The organism is Pantoea sp. ICBG 828 (assembly GCF_002928355.1).
GTDB lineage: Bacteria > Pseudomonadota > Gammaproteobacteria > Enterobacterales > Enterobacteriaceae > Pantoea > Pantoea dispersa.
This window is the reverse complement of the sequence record NZ_POWN01000001.1, coordinates 642,160-661,411: the sequence shown is the minus strand read 5'-3', so window position 1 is coordinate 661,411 and position 19,252 is coordinate 642,160. Positions and strand designations below refer to the sequence as shown.

The 19,252-nt window shown below is 58.5% G+C and carries 16 protein-coding genes; 10 read left to right on the top strand and 6 right to left on the bottom strand.

The window, feature by feature from the left end; translation table 11 throughout:
* Positions 1–65: 65 nt before the first annotated feature.
* From ssuB to ssuE, 5 genes are read right to left on the bottom strand one after another with little or no spacing between them, the layout of a single operon-like run.
* Entirely contained in the window at positions 66–857 is a 792-nt protein-coding gene (ssuB, locus tag C1Y43_RS03205) for an aliphatic sulfonates ABC transporter ATP-binding protein (protein WP_021508325.1), read from the bottom strand.
* Positions 854–1,645 carry an aliphatic sulfonate ABC transporter permease SsuC gene (ssuC, locus tag C1Y43_RS03200; protein WP_104186971.1) on the bottom strand — a complete coding sequence of 264 codons (792 nt, stop codon included), beginning with the start codon at positions 1,643–1,645 and terminating at the stop codon, positions 854–856. The genes ssuB and ssuC overlap by 4 nt, the downstream gene beginning before the upstream one ends.
* 10 nt (positions 1,646–1,655) lie before the next feature.
* A complete protein-coding gene (ssuD, locus tag C1Y43_RS03195; protein WP_058775379.1) occupies positions 1,656–2,801 on the bottom strand; it encodes an FMNH2-dependent alkanesulfonate monooxygenase in 1,146 nt (381 codons plus the stop codon).
* Positions 2,802–2,812: 11 nt separating this feature from the next.
* Positions 2,813–3,772, bottom strand: a complete 960-nt coding sequence (locus tag C1Y43_RS03190) for a sulfonate ABC transporter substrate-binding protein (RefSeq protein ID WP_104186969.1) — start codon at positions 3,770–3,772, stop codon at positions 2,813–2,815.
* A 10-nt stretch (positions 3,773–3,782) separates the two neighbouring features.
* Positions 3,783–4,334 (bottom strand): NADPH-dependent FMN reductase, encoded by a 552-nt coding sequence (gene ssuE, locus C1Y43_RS03185; protein WP_021508321.1) that lies wholly within the window; start codon positions 4,332–4,334, stop codon positions 3,783–3,785.
* 731 nt (positions 4,335–5,065) lie between these two features.
* Here ssuE and C1Y43_RS03180 point away from each other — a divergent pair.
* The 5 genes from C1Y43_RS03180 (at position 5,066) to C1Y43_RS03160 (ending at position 10,305) form a co-directional block, all read left to right on the top strand.
* Complete coding sequence (locus tag C1Y43_RS03180) at positions 5,066–5,860, top strand: hypothetical protein (protein ID WP_146068639.1); 795 nt, start codon at positions 5,066–5,068, stop codon at positions 5,858–5,860.
* Positions 5,861–5,962: 102 nt separating this feature from the next.
* A complete protein-coding gene (locus C1Y43_RS03175) occupies positions 5,963–7,480 on the top strand; it encodes a lipopolysaccharide biosynthesis protein (protein WP_021508319.1) in 1,518 nt (505 codons plus the stop codon).
* The gene (locus C1Y43_RS03170; protein ID WP_058780800.1) at positions 7,477–8,481 is read left to right on the top strand and encodes a glycosyltransferase family A protein; all 1,005 of its coding nucleotides are present in this window, start codon (positions 7,477–7,479) and stop codon (positions 8,479–8,481) included. Before C1Y43_RS03175 ends, C1Y43_RS03170 begins: the two co-directional genes overlap by 4 nt.
* 120 nt (positions 8,482–8,601) lie before the next feature.
* Positions 8,602–9,612 (top strand): quinone-dependent dihydroorotate dehydrogenase, encoded by a 1,011-nt coding sequence (pyrD, locus tag C1Y43_RS03165; protein WP_021508317.1) that lies wholly within the window; start codon positions 8,602–8,604, stop codon positions 9,610–9,612.
* A 150-nt stretch (positions 9,613–9,762) separates the two neighbouring features.
* Positions 9,763–10,305, top strand: a complete 543-nt coding sequence (locus C1Y43_RS03160; RefSeq protein WP_058759732.1) for a cell division protein ZapC — start codon at positions 9,763–9,765, stop codon at positions 10,303–10,305.
* 3 nt (positions 10,306–10,308) lie between these two features.
* Here C1Y43_RS03160 and C1Y43_RS03155 read toward each other — a convergent pair whose 3' ends face one another.
* A complete protein-coding gene (locus tag C1Y43_RS03155) occupies positions 10,309–11,418 on the bottom strand; it encodes a YcbX family protein (protein ID WP_104186966.1) in 1,110 nt (369 codons plus the stop codon).
* 96 nt (positions 11,419–11,514) lie between these two features.
* On the opposite strand from C1Y43_RS03155, the gene rlmKL reads away from it, so the two are divergent.
* From rlmKL to pqiC, 5 genes are read left to right on the top strand one after another with little or no spacing between them, the layout of a single operon-like run.
* Positions 11,515–13,632 (top strand): bifunctional 23S rRNA (guanine(2069)-N(7))-methyltransferase RlmK/23S rRNA (guanine(2445)-N(2))-methyltransferase RlmL, encoded by a 2,118-nt coding sequence (gene rlmKL, locus C1Y43_RS03150; RefSeq protein ID WP_058769855.1) that lies wholly within the window; start codon positions 11,515–11,517, stop codon positions 13,630–13,632.
* Between the two features lie 5 nt (positions 13,633–13,637).
* Positions 13,638–15,545, top strand: coding sequence for an ABC transporter ATP-binding protein (locus tag C1Y43_RS03145; protein WP_104186964.1), 1,908 nt, complete (start codon positions 13,638–13,640; stop codon positions 15,543–15,545).
* A gap of 16 nt (positions 15,546–15,561) precedes the next feature.
* A complete protein-coding gene (gene pqiA / locus C1Y43_RS03140) occupies positions 15,562–16,845 on the top strand; it encodes a membrane integrity-associated transporter subunit PqiA (RefSeq protein WP_021508312.1) in 1,284 nt (427 codons plus the stop codon).
* Positions 16,817–18,460, top strand: a complete 1,644-nt coding sequence (pqiB, locus tag C1Y43_RS03135) for an intermembrane transport protein PqiB (protein ID WP_021508311.1) — start codon at positions 16,817–16,819, stop codon at positions 18,458–18,460. Before pqiA ends, pqiB begins: the two co-directional genes overlap by 29 nt.
* Entirely contained in the window at positions 18,457–19,023 is a 567-nt protein-coding gene (gene pqiC / locus C1Y43_RS03130) for a membrane integrity-associated transporter subunit PqiC (protein ID WP_021508310.1), read from the top strand. The genes pqiB and pqiC overlap by 4 nt, the downstream gene beginning before the upstream one ends.
* Positions 19,024–19,252 lie beyond the last annotated feature (229 nt).

The window sequence follows — 19,252 nt, the reverse complement described above, 5'->3', positions numbered from 1 at the left end:
TTCATTACCATTAATGGCAACGATGCACGACCCCGTAGGGTGCGCATTTATGCGCACCTGTTCCTTCAGCGCTGCTGCGCGAACTGCAGGGGCTGCTCTGAGGTTCCCCGCTTCATCACCCGATCCAGCACCTCGGCCTCCAGCTCGGCGAGGCGCGCCGATCCTTTGCGGCGCGGACGCGGTAAATCCACCGCCAAATCCAGCCCGATCTGACCCTCTTCAATCAGCAATACGCGATCGGCCATCGCCACCGCTTCGCTGACATCGTGCGTCACCAGCAGCACGGTAAAATTATGCTGCTGCCACAGCGACTCAATCAGGCCCTGCATTTCAATGCGCGTCAGCGCATCAAGTGCGCCGAGCGGTTCATCGAGCAGCAGCAGGCCGGGACGATGAATCAGCGCCCGCGCCAGGGCCACCCGCTGTTTCTGTCCGCCGGAAAGCGCCGCCGGCCACTCATGTGCACGATCGGCCAGACCGACCGCCGCCAGCGCTTCCAGCGCGGCGCTGCGCCACTCGCGGCCTTTCAGACCGAGGCCAACGTTATCGATCACTTTCTTCCACGGCAGCAGACGCGCATCCTGAAACATCAGGCGGGTATCTTCGCGCGCCTCGGCCAGCGGCGCGTTGCCCGCCAGCAGTTCACCGTGCGTGGTGGATTCCAGCCCGGCCAGCAGGCGCAGCAGGGTACTTTTACCGCAGCCGCTGCGGCCGACCACCGCGACAAACTGGCCGGCCGGAATATGTAAATCGATATGATTCAGGATGGTGCGATTGCCATACTGCTTGGTGACGCCATTGACGCCCACCGGGGTACCGCGGTTCAGGCGCGCCGGACTTAGCGTTGCGTTGCTCATGCGTTCTCCTCCTTCAATTGGTAAGCCGGATGCCAGCGCAGCCAGACACGCTCCAGCAGCTGTGCCGTCACGTCGGCCAGTTTGCCCAGCAGGGCATAGAGAATGATGGCGACCACCACCACATCGGTTTGCAGAAACTCACGGGCGTTCATTGCCAGATAGCCAATACCGGAATTGGCCGAGATGGTTTCGGCCACGATCAGCGTCAGCCACATCAGACCGAGGGCAAAGCGCACGCCAACCATGATTGACGGCAACGCGCCCGGCAAAATCACCTGAATAAACAGGCTCCAGCCGGAGAGACCATAGCTGCGCGCCATCTCCACCAGGCCGCGGTCAATATTCCGTATGCCGTGATAGGTATTGAGGTAGATAGGGAACAGGGTGCCGAGCGCCACAAGAAAAATTTTGGCTGACTCGTCGATGCCGAACCACAGAATCACCAGCGGGATCAGCGCCAGGTGCGGCACGTTACGCAGCATCTGCACCGAGGTATCCAGCAACCGTTCGCCGGTGCGCGACGTGCCGGTAATCAGCCCGAGAATCAGGCCAATCGAACCGCCAATGGCAAAGCCGATTGCCGCTCGCCAACCGCTGATGGCGAGGTGTTGCCACAACTCACCGCTGGCCGCGAGATGCCAGAAGGTGATGACAATATTCTCCGGCGAGGGCAGGATGCGCGTCGACAGCCAGCCGGCCTGTGAGGCAATCTGCCACACCACCACCAGCAGCAACGGCAGCGCCCACGGCAGCAGGGCATTGCTCAGCTGTTTCTTGACCTTTGCCATATGCGACTCCTTAACTCTGCGCGACTTTTTGCGGGGTGAAATCATTGGCGACCGCTTCACCGTGCGCCTGCACCACGCGGGGTTGCGGGATTTCCGGCACGGCCAGGTCGAGATGCGGGAACAGCAACTCGCCCACGCGATAGGCCTCTTCCAGATGCGGATAGCCAGACAGAATGAAGGTCTCGATGCCGAGATCCTGATACTCCTGCATACGCGCCGCGACCGTCGGACCGTCGCCCACCAGTGCAGTCCCGGCACCGCCGCGTACCAGACCGACGCCGGCCCACAGATTCGGGCTGATCTCCAGCCGATCGCGCCGTCCGCCGTGCAGCGCGGCCATGCGCTGCTGACCGACGGAATCGGTGCGGGCAAAAGCCGCCTGCGCTTTAGCAATGGTGGCATCGTCAAGATGGGCGATGAGCCTGTCTGCCGCCTGCCATGCTTCCTCATTGGTTTCACGCACAATCACGTGCAGACGAATGCCGAAGCGCACCGTGCGCCCCTGCGCCGCCGCTTTGGCGCGCACCTGTTCAATCTTCTCTTTGACCAGCGCCGGCGGTTCGCCCCAGGTCAGATAGACATCCACCTGCTCCGCGGCCAGATCCTGCGCCGCATCTGAAGAGCCGCCGAACCACAGCGGTGGACGTGGCTGCTGCACCGCTTTAAACATCAATCGTGCACCGCGCACTTTGACGTACTTGCCTTCGTAATCAACCGTTTCACCCTCGCTGACCCGGCGCCAGACGCGGGTGAACTCCGCGGATTCGGCATAACGCTCGCGGTGATCGAGGAAAACACCGTCGCCCGCCAACTCTTCCGGATCGCCGCCGGTGACGAGGTTAAACAGTGCGCGACCGTTGGAGAGACGATCGAGCGTAGCGGCCTGCCGTGCGGCCTGCGTCGGGGAAATCACCCCCGGGCGCAGCGCCACCAGAAACCGCAGGCGCTGCGTCACCGGAATCAGGGATGCGGCCACCAGCCACGCATCTTCACACGACCGGCCGGTGGGGATCAGCACGCCACCAAAACCGAGGCGATCGGCGGCCTGCGCCACCTGTTGCAGATAACCGTGGTCCACCGGGCGCGCACCTTCGGCGGTACCGAGGTAGTGGCCGTCGCCGTGGGTGGGAAGAAACCAGAATACGGATACGCTCATGATAAATTTCCTTATGGCCGGGCCGGCTGTGGCTGCCAGATGCGATCGGCAATGGTGACTTTGACCGGCATTAAATGGTTGGCATAAAACAGATCGGCAGTTTGCTGTTGGGCCTGCGCCGTATGTGCGCTGACCGGCGTAATGGTGGTCGGAGGACGATGGTCAAGGTAGCTGGCGATCACCGGCTTCGGCAGGCCCATCGCCTGTGCCAGCAGATCGATACTTTGCTGGCGCTGGCTGCGCGTCAGCGCATCGGCTTCGCTAAAGGTGTGCAGCACCTGCTGCACGAAGTCACCGTGATCGGTAGCAAAGCTGCGCGTGGCGAGGTAGAACGAACCGGTCTGGTTCAGCTTACTGCCGTCCACCAGCACACGGACGTTGCCCTGCAGCAGCGCAGCGGAATAGTAGGGATCCCAGATCGCCCAGGCGTCAACATCGCCCTGCTGAAACGCGGCGCGCGCATCGGCTGGCGTCAGATAAATCGGCTGAATATCGTTAAAGCTCAGGCCGGCCTGTTCCAGCGCGCGCAGCAGCAGATTGTGTGAACTGGAGCCTTTCTGGAACGCCACTTTATGACCTTTCAGTTGCGCCACGCTGTGGATGGGACTGTCCTTCGGCACCAGAATCACTTCAGCCTGCGGCTTCGGTGGCTCCGAGCCGACATACAGCAAATCCGCCCCGGCGGCCTGAGCAAACAGCGGCGGGATATCACCGGTGCTGCCCAGGTCTATGCTGCCCACATTCAGTGCCTCAAGCATTTGCGGACCGGCCGGAAACTCGAACCACTGAATGTTGGTGGTCGGGAAGCGCTGCTCCAGCAGCCGATGCGATTTGGCCAGCACCATGCTGACCGATCCTTTCTGATAGCCGATACGGAATTGTGCTGGCGCTTCGGCAGCCTGAGCCGTGAGGGTCAGGGCAAACAGCGCGGTAACGGTCGGCAGCAGCCAGCGGGTTAACATCCTTTTCATCGCAGTTCCTTTATACAGCCTGAGCATAGGGTTGATGACGACGGTGCAGCGCCTGCCAGAAGGTTTCCAGCGCCTCATCAATGCGCTCGCTCAGCAGCGCATCCAGCTCAGGCTGGCGGTCGTAATGGGTGATCTGCGTATCACTGGCGAACACGCCGTGCAGAACTTCCTGCGCTTTCAGCGCGTTCAGCACCGGTTTCAGCGCGTAGTCAACGGCCAGCATGTGCGCCACGCTGCCGCCGCTCGCCAGCGGCAACACCACTTTATGTTCCAGCGCCCGCTCTGGCAGCAGGTCGAGCAGGGTTTTCAGCGCACCTGAGAAAGAGGCTTTATAAATCGGTGTGGCGACGATCAGCCCCTCCGCGAGCGCTAAATCCGCTTTCAGCGCGGTCAGTGCCGGTGAGTCAAAGCGCGCATACAGCAAATCTTCCGGCTGAAAGTTGTGAATATTCCACGGAATCACCTCAACGCCACGCGCTTCCAGCGCCCGCTGGCACACACTCAGCAGCGCCGTAGAACGTGAAGGAAAACGCGGACTCCCCGCCAGCGTAATAACCCGCATGGTCACTCCTTATAACTGAAAGTTATTGATTAGCAATTATTGAGAACTGATGCATTCAATCCTGACAGAGCAGGCGGCGAGGCGTAAATGATTTATCCGGCAATGGATAGCCGTCAGGCGGGAATAGCGCCCTCTTATAAAGGAAGGGAAAAGCGCCTCTAAGGTTAATCTGAATTGCACCCGCAGATTGCCGGGTTTTCATTAGCGGCTTCCGTCACGGGCAAGGTCAGAATGATTAAAAGCGCTGTTGCCTGGTTAAATCAGAGGTGTAACCGTCGACACATATCGCCGGGCGCGCCATTGTCGTCAGGCTTAAGAAGAAATAGATGAGGTAATTTAAGGAGTAGCAAACAAACGCTGACGTAAGTTTAAAGCGGGCACCAGGATTTTTCGTAGTGGCTGTTTAGAATGTTCCATTTTAAGCTGGTCTCAAATTAGCGAGTAAGTGTGTCAAAGCGTGGCGTTTTATTAAAATCGCACCGTTTAACGCGTTTCCTGTTACCGATATTACGTATTACTTCAGCACTCTGGCCGGGATTGCTTCAGTTGCGCTTAACAATAAACGGTAAATTATCAGCCAGTCTGGCAAGGGCCAATAGTCATGCCGTCGGCGGGCTGTTTATAATTGATTGAGTTTTCTTACGCTAAAAAAAAGTCACTGCCTTATTTGCGCCTTAATTGGGCGGATTTTTGTCTGGCCATTATTCAGTATTATTTTTAGGGAGAGGAATATGGGAAGGTCTGCTCTGTTAGTGCACCCGGCTGAGCCGGTTGCCGCTCAGCCCGCGCGCGTCGCGGCTGATAACGTTAATCCACTATTGTGTTATCTGCTGCAGCCGGATGCCGCGCACAGCCAGTTTACCGCTGTGCCACAGCCAGCGGCGGAGAGCGTCAGCGACGACGCGTTCTTACTGTTTGCCGCCGACGGCTTTGCGCCCTCTGCTGCACTGTTGCAGGAAGTGGCAACGCTCAGCCACCAGCGCCCGGAGCTCAACTGCATGCTGGTTTCACTGGCACCGCGCGCACTGAGCAGCGGCCTGCAGCCGTCGCTGCAGCTGTTTCAGCAGCTGCAGGCGCAGCGCCTGTGGCAGCAGAATAACTATGCGGTCATCCTGCGCGCCGCGCTGGTGAAAAATGCCGCTCCGCTGGTACGCATTCAGGATGTGATGCTGGCCGGCCTGTTAAATACGCAAACGGTATGGCTGCTGGATGCCCGCGCAGAGCATGAGGTCACCACGGTTAATCCACCGCCCAGCTATCAGCAATTTATGACGGAATATGAAAAGGTCACCCGTTTGTCACACTTTATTCCGGAGCGAAACCGCTATCGCCAGAGTTATTTACGCAGCGGGTTATTACAGCTGGTACAGCAGGAATTAAACGCTGAAACGCAGTTCTCTAATAATGTGCGGCACGCGGTGCGCTACTTTGCCGATCAGTTTTCACCGCAGAGCACAATGGAAAAACTGTTACTGAAACAGCCCGACCTCTATTTCTCACTGATGAAAATGAGAAAAAGCCGCTGAGATAGCGCCAGCGTTAATTTTAAGAATTACTCCCGTGGGCGCTGAGGTATTTTTGTGTCACGCTGTTAACACTGAGAAAAATACCCAGACGCCAGAGTTTTTATGTCTATCAAACGTAACGCGATTGCCAACTATGTTGGCCAGATCTATCTGACGCTGTCAGGTATTTTAGTAGTTCCCCTGTATATTCAGCATTTAGGTATGGAAGCTTACGGTCTCGTGGGCTTCTTTTCTATATTGCTGACCTGGCTGCAGCTGCTCGACGCGGGCGTTTCCACCACGCTGATGCGCGAGGCGGCACGCTACCGGGCAAATCAGGCAGAATTTGTCTGGTTTCCGGCGCTGTTTGCCACGCTGACCCGCTTCTTTCTGTTCTCCACCCTGGTGCTGGTGGTGCTCGGCTGGCTGGCGACGCCATGGATTGCCACGCACTGGCTGGATGCGCAGCACTTGCCCGCCAGTGATGTGGTAGTTGCCGTGGCGATCATGGTGATCACCGCCGCGATTCGCTGGCGTACCAGCCCGTATCGCAGCGTGATTGTCGGTTTTGAGCATCAGGTCTGGCTCAACGGCGTGAACCTGATCATTACCACGCTGCGTACTTTTGGCGCGGTACTGGTGATCCAGCTGTTCCCGAATCCGCTGCTGACCTTCTTTATCTGGCAATTGCTGGTCTCGATTGCCGAAGCCGCCTGCTGTATCTGGAAATCCTGTCAGCTGGTGCCCCGCGCAGCGCGCAAAGAGAAGCGCGACGATCTGAAAGGCGTGCTCAAACCCTTTATCCGCTTTGCGCTGAGCGCCGCCTTCTCCAGTGCCGTGTGGACCTTTATTTCGCAGATTGACCGGCTGGTGCTGTCAAAAACCCTGCCACTGAGTGAATACGGCTCGTTCACCGTGGTCGCCACGGCCGCGACCGGTATCCTGCTGCTGAGCAGTCCGATTATGCAGGCGATTGTGCCGCGCATGACCGGCATGAAAACCCGTCAGCAGGGCGATGCCGAATCGCTGAAGCTCTATCGCTATACCACCCAGGCGGTGGCAATTTTTATGGCCCCGCTCAGCATCACCATTGCCTGCTATGCCGGACCGCTACTGTGGGCGTGGACGCAGAAACCGCAAATTGTCGAAGAGATGGCGTTTGTGCTTAGCCTCTATGCGCTCGGCAGCGGCATCCAGGCGATCTGCGGCCTGCTGTATCACCTGCAATACGTTAACGGCAATCTGAAACTGCACATGCAGGGATTCACCTGTTTTGCCGTCGTGCTGGTGCCGCTCAACATCTGGTGTGCCGTCCATTACGGGGCGCTGGGCACCGGCTGGCTGTGGCTGGGGCAGAACATCTTCTATTTAGTTGGCTGGGCGTGGCTGGTGCATCGCCGCTTTGCGCCGGGCATCCATTTCAGCTGGCTGACGCGCGACGTAGCGCTGATTTGGGCGGTGTCGGCGCTGATTGCCTGGCTCAGCACGCTGCTGCCGATTGAGTGGAACCAGAATCGCTGGATCAACCTGCTGTGGCTGGGGCTGATCGGGGCCTTTAACCTTGGCGTGTGCTGTCTGTTACATAGCCTGGTGCTAAAACGCCTGCGCGCGCCGCTTGTTAACGCAGAGGAAAGAGGATGAGCATGACATCACGCCGCACGCCGACGGTTTCGGTAATTATCCCTAACTGGAACTGCGCGCCCTGGCTGCCGGAAACCCTGGGGTCGCTGCTTCGCCAGTCATCGCCGCCGGAAGAGATCATCATTATTGATGATGGCTCAAGCGATGACAGCGTTGCCTGGTTGACGGCGTTTGCTGCGCAGCATCCGCAGGTGACGCTGCTGAGTGGTGGACGCGGCGGCGTCAGTGCCGCGCGCATGAAGGGGCTGGCCGCAGCCAGCGGCGATTTCGTCTATTTTATGGATGCCGACGACTTCGTCTCGACTGAACTGTTCGCCGATTTCCGCCGCGTGCAGGCCCGTCACCCGGAGATTGATCTGTTCTGCTTTGGCGCGAAAATGTTTTTCGACCTGCCAGCGCCGCAGCGCCATTATCAGACCATCCATCAGCGCCACGTCAGCGGCCTGCTGCCGGGCGGCAGCGCCACGCTGCGCACGCTGATTCAGCATCAGTCGGCGCATCGGGTGATCTGGAGCAGCATCATTTCGCGTCGCCTGATTGACCAGCTCGATCTGCAGTTTCTGCCGATCCAGAACCATGAAGACGCGCCTTTTATGTTCGCCCTCTACCTGCAGGCGCGGGCGCTGTACTGCACCAGCCAGAGCTACTACTACAAACGCTTTATGCTGAGTTCACTGTCGCAGAGCACGCGCGACTTCTCATGGGTGAAAAATTACTTTATCGCCCGCGCCGGCAGTGAGCAGTTCCTGCAGCAGCAGCAACTGCCGCACGATGAAGCGCTGCTGGATGATTATTACCAGACGGTGATGCACGGCTGCCTGACGCAAATCCGCAAAAATCACATGACGGTGCCCGCCGAGTGGCAGCCGCAGGTGAATCAGCTGGTGCGTAAAGTGTTACAGCACAACGCGCGTCTGAAATTACTGTGGTATTGCCCGGCGATTTACAGCGGCTTACAAGCCTGCCGCGATCGTCTCGGACGCTATTCCGCCCGACGCTGATACCGATCAAATTGTTGCATCCCAGAGTAATTTACTTTTGCGCCAGAGCACCTTACCATTCTGGCGCACAAATTCCCGTGCACCCGACTTTCACGAAGCTTCCGCCATTCAGGAGAGTGCATGCTATATCCTATCGTCCGGCCGGCGCTGTTTAAGCTCGATCCAGAGCGCGCGCACGAACTCACCTTTCAACAGTTACGCTTCATCAGCGGCACGCCGCTGGAAGGGCTGATTCGTCAGTCGCTGCCGTCACGCCCGGTGACCTGTATGGGGCTGACCTTTCCGAACGCGCTGGGTCTGGCTGCGGGTCTGGATAAGAACGCGGAGTGCATTGATGCCTTTGGCGCCATGGGCTTTGGCTTTGTCGAAGTGGGCACGGTGACGCCACGCGCGCAGCCGGGCAATGACAAACCCCGCATGTTCCGGCTGGTGGCGGCGGAAGGTATCATCAACCGCATGGGGTTTAATAATCTCGGCGTTGATCACCTGGTAGAGAATGTGAAAAAGGCGCGCTTTAAAGGCGTGCTCGGCATCAATATTGGTAAAAATAAAGACACGCCGGTAGAGCAGGGCAAAGACGATTATCTGACCTGCATGGAAAAGGTGTATGCGCACGCCGGTTATATTGCCATCAATATTTCCTCACCGAATACCCCCGGATTACGTTCGCTGCAATATGGCGAAGCGCTGGACGATCTGCTGTCGGCGATTAAATTAAAACAGCGGGCGCTGCAGGAAAGCCATCTGAAATATGTGCCGGTGGCGGTGAAGATCGCGCCGGATCTTTCTGAAGAAGAATTGATCCAGGTTGCCGACAGTTTAGTGCGTCACGAAATAGACGGCGTGATCGCCACCAATACCACGCTCGATCGTTCGCTGGTGAGCGGGTTAAAATATGCCGACGAAGCGGGGGGATTAAGTGGCCGTCCGGTACAGTCGCGCAGCACCGAGGTGATTCGCCGTCTGGCGCAGGAGCTGCAGGGACGTCTGCCTATTATTGGCGTCGGCGGCATTGATTCGCTGGTCGCGGCACGGGAAAAAATGGCGGCTGGCGCAACGCTGGTGCAGATATACTCTGGCTTTATTTATAAAGGTCCGGGTTTAATTAAAGATATCGTGACCCATCTCTAAGACATTTCTCACTTTCCCTGGCCGGGGGGTTTATTTCTCCCTCCGGCTCGTTTATATTTTGTCCTGTTCGTACAATTTTCAGCTTTTTCCTTAAAGCAATATTTTAAATTTCAGCGCCGTTTAGCGCAGCGTAAATCCACAGGGCACCCCATGAAAATCAAACCCGATGACAACTGGCGTTGGTATTTTGACGCAGAGCATGACCGGATGATGCTGGATCTGGCCGATGGAATGTTATTTCGCTCGCGCTTCTCGCGCAAAATGCTGACGCCCGATGCCTTTAATGACAGCGGTTTTTGCGTTGATGATGCTGCGCTTTATTTTACTTTTGAAGAGCGCTGTCGCCAGAGCGGTTTAAAAAGCGATCAGCGCGCCGAGCTGGTGCTGAATGCGCTGGTGGCCAGCCGTTTCCTTAAGCCGCTGATGCCGAAAAGCTGGCACTTCACCAGCCATGCGCACAGCTGGCAGCCCGTCGCGGGCGATATGGTGGCGGTAACGCTGGCCGACAGCGGCGAACAGGCACAGCTGCTGGTGGTTGAAAGCGGCGAGAATGCCGCGCTCTGTCTGCTGGCGCAGAGTGCGCTGACGGTGGCGGGCAAAGGGATGCAGCTCGGCGATGCCATCAAGATCATGAACGATCGCCTGCAGCCGCAGTTGCAGGAGAGCAGCGCGCCCTTCGCCCGCGCGGTGTAGCGCTTACGCCAGTTCGATATCTCCGTTCGGAATACAGCTGCAGCTGAGAATGGTGCCGTCGCTGCGCACCGCGCTCTGCTTCAGCGCCTTCACGTCACCCGACACCAGCGTCATTTTGCAGCTGCCGCAGATTCCGGCACGACACGAATAGGGAATGCGAAAGCCCTGCATCTCCAGCTGTTCCAGTAATACCTGCTGATTATCGCCGGCAAACTGCTGACCCTGATAGCCAATGGTCACGGCGGCCGGCGCGCTGCTGGCGGCCTGCAGCGTTTCCACCACCTCACCGGCACCGTAAGCGCGCGGCGTCTGCCGTTCCAGCACTTCAACCGTATCGCCGACGCGCACGATACCGCTGTTAAGCGCAATCAAATTCAGGCCGAAATCGATATCACCGCTGCCGTCCTGCGCGCTGCGAAAGCGCTGCAGCGTGGCGAGCGGTTCGCCCTGCGGATGCTTGCGGCCGCTTTCGGTGCCGATGGTGGTAAACACGCAGCGGCTGCACGGCTTCGGCATCTCGAAGGTGATCTCGCCGATCTTAATACGTTTCCAGCTGTCCTCGTCCCAGGCGCTGGCGCCGCTGACGATCAGATTGGGGCGGAACTGTTCCAGCCGCACGCTGGCCGGACAGCGCTGCTGCAGATCCTGCAGCGACGCCATGTTGACCAGCAGATAAGGGAAGCCGTCGGCGAACCCCAGCGGGACCTGGTCGAAGCGTTTTACCCGGCGAGACGGCTCAGTGCCAACCCAGCGCAGCTGCACCGGGCGCGGGAAAAAGCCGCTCAGCCACTGGTTGATGGTGTCAGGCGCAATACGGGCGGTGAACTGGTTGCCCCACACTTCCGTCGGTGCCGGCTGGGCGCTGAAATCGCTGAAGCGGATCAGCGCCTGGCTGCCGTCCGGCGCGGTGATGAATAGCCCGTCGGGCAGCAGGGCGGGCGTGAAACGCACCATCTCCGGAAACTGGCGGGCGGTAATAAAGGTCCCGTCCGCTTCGGTCACCATAAAGATGCGATCGAAGGCCAGACCGCTTTCCAGCACCTGCGCGTGTGACAGCTGCAAACCACGCATCGATTTAACCGGGTGAATATACAGGCGAGACAGGGTAATCATCACAACTCCGTACAGACAAAAAGAAGCTAACTTTATGACATAGGACGCTGATTCGCTATAATGCGCAACAATTTTAGCAAGAGTAAAAGTGACGATATGAATTCTCTGTTTGCCAGTACGGCGCGTGGGCTCGAAGAGCTGTTGAAAACTGAGCTGGACGCGCTGGGTGCGCAGGATTTGCAGGTGGTGCAGGGCGGCGTCCACTTCCGAGCCGACGACCGCGTAATGTACCAAAGCCTGCTGTGGAGCCGTCTGGCTTCACGTATTTTGCTGCCGCTGGGAGAATTCGGCGTCTGGAGCGATCTCGATCTCTACGTCGGCGCGCAAAGCATCCCGTGGAGCGAGCTGTTTGACAGCAACACCACGTTCGCCATCCACTTCAGCGGCACCAATGAGGTGATTCGCAACAGTCAGTTTGGTGCGCTGCGCATCAAAGATGCGATTGTCGATAGCTTTACCCGGCAGAATCTGGAGCGGCCGAGTGTCGATCGCGAGCAGCCGGGCATCCGCATCAACGCGTGGCTGAACAAAGATCGCGTTAGCATCGCGCTGGATCTGAGCGGCACTGCACTGCACCAGCGCGGCTATCGTCAGCAAACCGGCCAGGCACCGCTGAAAGAGAACCTGGCGGCGGCGATTGTGATGCGCTCCGGCTGGCAGAACGGCACGCCGCTGGTCGATCCGATGTGCGGCTCCGGTACGCTGCTGATTGAAGCGGCGCTGATCGCCTGCGATCGCGCGCCGGGCCTGCTGCGTTCGCACTGGGGCTTCAGCCGCTGGAAACGCCACAACAATGCACTGTGGCAGGAAGTGCGCAGCGACGCGCTGCAGCGTGCGCGCGCCGGCACGGCCGCCACCACGTCACGCTTCTTTGGCTATGATAATGATGGTCGCGTGCTGGAGTGGGCACGTGCCAACGCGCGCCGCGCCGGCGTGTTCGATCTGTTCACCTTTGCGCAGCAGGATGTGCTGCAGCTGAAAAATCCGCTGGCGGGCGAAGCGATGCGCGGTACGGTACTGAGTAACCCGCCATACGGTGAGCGTCTGGAGAGCGAGCCGGCGCTGATTGCGCTGCACAGCCAGCTGGGCCGCATCATGAAACAGCAGTTTGGTGGCTGGAATTTGTCGCTGTTCAGCGCCTCACCAGAGCTGCTCAGCTGCCTGCAGCTGCGCGCCGATCGCCAGTTTAAAGCGAAAAACGGTCCGCTGGAGTGCGTACAGAAGAACTACCAGCTGGCGGAGAACAGCGCCGAAGGCGGCGCACAGATTGCAGAAGACTTTGCTAACCGCCTGCGTAAGAACAGCAAAAAACTGGACAAGTGGGCGCGCCAGTCGAATATTGACTGCTACCGCCTGTATGACGCCGATCTGCCGGAGTATAACGTGGCGGTCGATCGCTACGCCGACTGGGTGGTGGTTCAGGAGTACGCGCCGCCGAAAACCGTGGATGCGACCAAAGCGCGTCAGCGCCTGTTTGACGTGATCGGTGCCACGCTGAGCGTACTGGAGATACCGGCCAATCGCCTGGTGCTGAAAACCCGCGAACGGCAGAAGGGCAAAAACCAGTACCAGAAGCTGAGCGAGAAGGGCGAATTCTTTGAAGTGCAGGAGTTTAACGCGCGGCTGCTGGTGAACCTGACGGATTATCTCGATACCGGCCTGTTCCTCGACCACCGTATCGCGCGCCAGATGCTGGGCCAGATGAGCCAGGGGAAAGATTTCCTTAACCTGTTCTCCTATACCGGTAGCGCCAGCGTGCACGCCGGGCTGGGCGGCGCCAAATCCACCACCACGGTCGATATGTCGCGCACCTATCTGGAGTGGGCCGAACGTAACCTGCGCCTGAACGGATTAACCGGGCGCCAGCATCGCCTGATGCAGGCGGACTGCCTGAGCTGGCTGCGCGAAAGCGATGAGCAGTTCGATCTGATCTTTATCGATCCGCCGACCTTCTCCAACTCCAAACGCATGGAAGATGACTTCGATGTGCAGCGCGACCACCTGATGCTGCTGCAGAACCTGAAGCGCATGCTGCGTCGCGGCGGCACCATTATGTTCTCCAATAACAAGCGCGGCTTCAAAATGGATCTGGACGGCTTGCAGCGTCTGGGTCTGCAGGCGCAGGAAATTACGCAAAAAACGCTGTCGCAGGACTTTGCGCGCAACCGTCAAATTCACAACTGCTGGCTGGTAAGCCACGCCGGTAAGGAATAAGTTTTATGTCACTGATCAGTATCCATGGCGCTTACCTGTCGTTCAGCGATGCGCCGCTGTTGGATAACACCGAACTGCATATTGAAGAGGGCGAGCGCGTCTGTCTGGTTGGGCGCAACGGCGCCGGTAAATCGACGCTGATGAAAATCATCAACGGCGAACAGCCGCTGGATGACGGCCGCATTATTTATGAGCAGGATTTGGTGGTTGCGCGGCTGCAACAGGATCCGCCACGCAATATCACCGGTTCGGTGTACGACTTCGTTGCCGAAGGCGTGGCCGAGCAGGCTGAACACCTTAAGGCTTACCACGCCATATCGCACCTGGTGATGGAAGATCCGAGCGAGAAAAACCTCAACGAAATGGGGCGACTGCAGACGATTCTCGACCATCACAACCTGTGGCAGCTCGACAGCCGCATCAACGATGTGCTGCAGCAAATCGGGCTGCAGCCGGACACCGAGCTGTCGTCACTCTCCGGTGGCTGGCTGCGTAAAGCCGCGCTGGGCCGTGCGCTGGTCAGCAACCCGCGCGTGCTGATGCTCGACGAACCGACTAACCACCTCGATATTGAAACCATCGACTGGCTGGAAAGCTTCCTGAAAACCTTCAACGGCAGCATCGTGTTTATTTCGCACGACCGCTCGTTTATCCGCAATATGGCGACGCGCATCGTCGACCTCGATCGCGGCAAGCTGGTGTCGTGGCCGGGCGATTACGATCAGTTCCTGCTCGGCAAAGAGGAAGCGCTGCGCGTTGAAGAGATGCAAAACGCCGAATTCGACCGCAAGCTGGCGCAGGAAGAAGTGTGGATTCGCCAGGGCATCAAAGCGCGTCGCACCCGTAACGAAGGCCGCGTGCGCGCGCTGAAAGCGCTGCGTCGTGAACGCTCCGAACGGCGTGACGTGATGGGCAAAGCCAATATGCAGGTCGGTGAAGCGGCGCGTTCCGGCAAAATCGTCTTTGAGCTGGAAAACGTGGATTACGGCGTTGACGGCAAAACGCTGGTGAAGGATTTCTCTACCCAGGTGCAGCGCGGCGACAAAATCGCCCTGATTGGCCCGAACGGCTGCGGTAAAACCACGCTGCTGCGCCTGATGCTCGGCCAGCTGAAGGCAGATGCCGGTCGCGTGCACTGCGGCACCAAACTGGAAATCGCCTACTTCGATCAGCATCGCGCGGAGCTCGATCCGGATAAAACTGTGATGGATAACCTGGCGGAAGGCAAACAGGAAGTGATGGTCAACGGCAAGCCGCGCCACGTGCTCGGCTATCTGCAGGACTTCCTGTTCCACCCGAAACGCGCCATGACGCCGGTGCGTGCGCTGTCCGGCGGCGAGCGTAACCGCCTGCTGCTGGCGCGTCTGTTCCTCAAGCCCAGTAACCTGTTGATTCTTGACGAACCGACCAACGACCTCGACGTCGAAACGCTCGAGCTGCTGGAAGAGCTGGTGGATGGCTATCAGGGCACCGTACTGCTGGTGAGCCACGATCGTCAGTTTGTGGATAACACCGTGACCGAATGCTGGATCTTTGAAGGCAACGGCGAGATCGGTACCTTAGTCGGTGGCTACCATGATGCGCAGCAGCAGCGCGCCGCTTACAAGCAGACCAAAGCTGCACCGGTCAAAAGCGCAGCGGCTAAACCGGCAGAAAAAGCCGACGCCCCCAAACGCAGCGCAGGCAAGCTAAGCTATAACCTGACGCGTGAACTGGAACAGCTGCCGCAAAAGCTGGAGCAGCTGGAGACGCGTATCGGTGAGCTGCAGGCGCAGATGAGTCATCCGGACTTCTTCAGCCAGCCGCACGACAAAACGCAGCCGGTGCTGGATGCGCTGGCGCAGGCGGAGCAGGAGCTGGAAACCACCTTTGAACGGTGGGAAGAGCTGGAAGCGCTGAAAAACGGCGCATAACGCAGAGGGAGTCAGCATGTGTGCCACGCATCAGACGCAGCACTGGATGCTCTGTCCGCAGTGTGATTTAACCGTAAAACTGCCCGCCGTACCGGTGGGCAGCCGTGCGCGCTGTCCGCGCTGTCACACCACGCTGGTGGCTAACTGGCACGAACCGCGTAAACGTCCTACCGGCTATGCGCTGGCGGCGCTGTTTATGCTGCTGCTGGCCAATCTGTTTCCGTTTATCAGCATGCATGTGGCCGGTCTCAGCAGCCAGATCTCGCTGATGGCTATCCCGCAGGTGATGGATCGCGAGGATTATCGCAGCCTCGCCACGCTGTTCCTGCTGTTTGTGCAGGGTATTCCGGCTTTCTGCATGATCGCCATTCTGCTGCTGGTGAATCCGGTGCGCCTGCCGCACAGCCTGCGACTCGGGCTGGCACGCATTCTGTTTCAATTGCGCAGCTGGGGTATGGCAGAAATTTTCATGGCCGGTGTGCTGGTCAGCTTCGTCAAACTGATGGCCTACGGTGAAATTGGCCTTGGCAGCAGTTTCTGGCCGTGGTGCCTGTTTTGTCTGCTGCAGCTGCGCGCGTTTCAGTGCGTCGATCGCCGCTGGGTCTGGCAGCGCATCGATCCGCTGCCGCCGCTGGCGCAAACGCCGCAGGCGGGCATCAGCGGACTGAAGCAGGGGTTGCGCAGCTGTCCGTGCTGCACCGCGATTCTCCCGGCTGCTGAGAAAACCTGTCCGCGCTGCGGCGTGAGCGCCGCGCCGCGCAGGCAGCACAGCCTGCAGTGGACGCTGGCGCTGCTGATCACCTCGGTGATGCTGTATATCCCGTCGAATATTATGCCGATCATGGTGACCGAAACGCTCGGCTCGCAGTATCCGTCCAACATTATGGCCGGCGTCATTTTGCTGTGGAGCGATGGCTCCTGGCCGGTCGCGCTGGTGATTTTTATCGCCAGTATTATGGTGCCTTCGCTGAAGATGGTGGCGATTGGCTGGCTGTGCTGGCACGCCAGCGGCCGCGGCCGGCGCGACAGTGAGAAGATGCACCTGATTTATGAGGTGGTGGAGTTTGTTGGCCGCTGGTCAATGATTGATGTGTTTGTGATCGCTGTGCTGTCTGCGCTGGTGCGCATGGGCCAGCTGATGAGTGTTTACCCTGCGCCAGGCGCGCTATTGTTTGCGCTGGTGGTGATCCTGACTATGTTCGCCGCCATGACGTTTGATCCGCGCCTGATTTGGGATCGCCTACAGGAAACTGAACGTAAGGAGCCGCGTCTTGACGGACAACCAACACGGCATTGCTAACGTCGACCAGATTAAACGCTGGTCGCCGGTGTGGATCGTACCTATCGTCACGCTGTTAATCGGCGGATGGATTCTGTTTTATCACTTCAGCCATCAGGGACCGCAGGTCACACTGATCACCGAAAACGCCGAAGGCATTGTTGCCGGTAAAACTACCATTAAAAGCCGCAGCGTCGACGTAGGCACCGTCGAAAGCGCGGTGCTGACGGACGATCTGCACCATGTGGAGATCACCGCGCGCCTGAATGCCGGCATGGAAAAACTGCTGCATAAAGACAGCGTGTTTTGGGTGGTGAAGCCGCAGATTGGCCGGGAAGGGGTGACGGGCCTCGGTACGCTGCTCTCCGGCGCCTACATTGAACTGCAGCCGGGCGCCAAAGGGGATAAGCCAGAGCACTACCAGCTGCTCGACGCACCGCCGCTGGCACCGCCGGATGCCAAAGGTATTCGCGTCATCCTCGATAGCAAAAAAGCCGGCCAGCTTAATCCGGGCGATCCGGTGCTGTTCCGCGGCTATCGCGTCGGTACGGTGGAAACCAGCACCTTTGATACCGACAAGCGCATGATGACCTATCAGCTGTTCATCGCCGCGCCTTACGATCGGCTGATTACCACCAACGTGCGCTTCTGGAAAGACAGCGGCATTGCGGTGGATATGTCCGCTTCCGGCATGCGCGTCGAAATGGGCTCGCTGACGACTCTGTTTAGCGGTGGTGTGAGCTTTGACGTGCCGGACGGCTGGGAACTCGGCGAGCTGGCAAAAAACCAGGACGATTACCATCTGTATGATGACCAGCGCAGTATTCAGGATTCGCTGTACACCAAACACACTGATTTCCTGATGTTCTTCAGCGACTCGATTCGTGGTCTGCAGGTCGGCGCTCCGGTAGAGTTCCGCGGCATTCGTCTTGGTACCGTGGCTCAGGTGCCTTACATGATCCCGGGCGTGAATCAGGCGCTGAACACTGATTACCGCGTGCCGGTGCTGATCCGCATCGAGCCGGACCGCTTTATCAGCCGTCTGGGTGGCGACTTCAATCTTGAACAGCATCTGCAGGATGGTAAGAAACGCGGCCTGCGCGCCACGCTGAAAACCGGCAACCTGCTGTCCGGTGCGCTGTTTGTCGATCTCGACTTCTATGACAATGCACCGGCTTACAAAGGACCGAACGAAGTGGCGGGGCTGGAAGTGATTCCGACCGTAAGCGGCGGTCTGAGCCAGATTCAGCAGAAACTGATGGCGGCGCTGGATAAGATCAACGCGCTGCCGCTTAACCCGATGATCAACCAGGCCACCGGCACGCTGAAAGAGAGCCAGCGCACCCTGCAGCAGCTGCAGAAAACGCTGGATAACCTCAATCAGATCACCGCCAACCCGGCGATGAAAACGCTGCCGGCCGATATGCAGCAAACCCTGCGCGAGCTTAATCGAAGCATGAAGGGGCTGCAGCCGGGATCGCCAGCGTATAACAAACTGGTGGGCGATATGCAGCGCCTTGACCAGGTGCTGCGCGAATTGCAGCCGGTGCTGAAAACGCTCAACAGTAAGAGCAACGCGCTGGTATTTGAAGCCAAACCGGGTCAGGATCCGCAGCCAAAGAGGGCGAAACAGTGAAAAAAGGGCTGATTATCGGTGCTGTGCTGCTGCTGGCGGGCTGCAGCAGCACCATTGACACTACTTATTACCAGCTGCCTGCGGGCAGCAATATGGCGCGCGTCAGCAGTGACGCCTCCGCCAGCCAGCCGATGATTTGGGTTGAACAGGTGAGCGTGCCGGATTATCTCGCCGGCAACGGGCTGGTTTATCAAACCAGCGACGTGAAGTACGTGATTGCCGCCAATAATCTGTGGGCCAGTCCGCTCGACCAGCAGCTGCAGCAGACACTGGTGAGTAACCTCGGCCAGGCGTTGCCCGGCCGGCTGGTGGCCAGTCAGCCGCTGGGTGACACGCACGATACGCTCAGCGTGCACGTCACCGGCTTCCACGGCCGCTATGACGGCAAGGTGGTAGTAAGCGGTGAATGGCTGTTGCAACATCAAGGCCGGCTTATCAAACATGGCTTTAATCTGACGCTGCCGCAGACCGAAGATGGCTACGATGCGCTGGTGCGCACGCTGGCGCTCGGCTGGCAGCAAACGGCACAGCAAATTGCTAACAGCGTGGTGACGCTAAATTAGGATTTGTTCGATGCTTATGCTAAGTCCCTGATTTGCCGTTATGTGACGGCGCGCAAATCAGGGACTTTTTTATTGCGGAATCAGCCAGATATGGCAGCGGCACTGAGGGATTTGTGTCGATTTCACGGCAAATTGATGACATTGGCGTGAATTTTGCGCATTGACCTTTCACCCACCACAGGTTAGAACATTACTGTGGTTGAACATTAATTCACCACTCTTTCTTTCC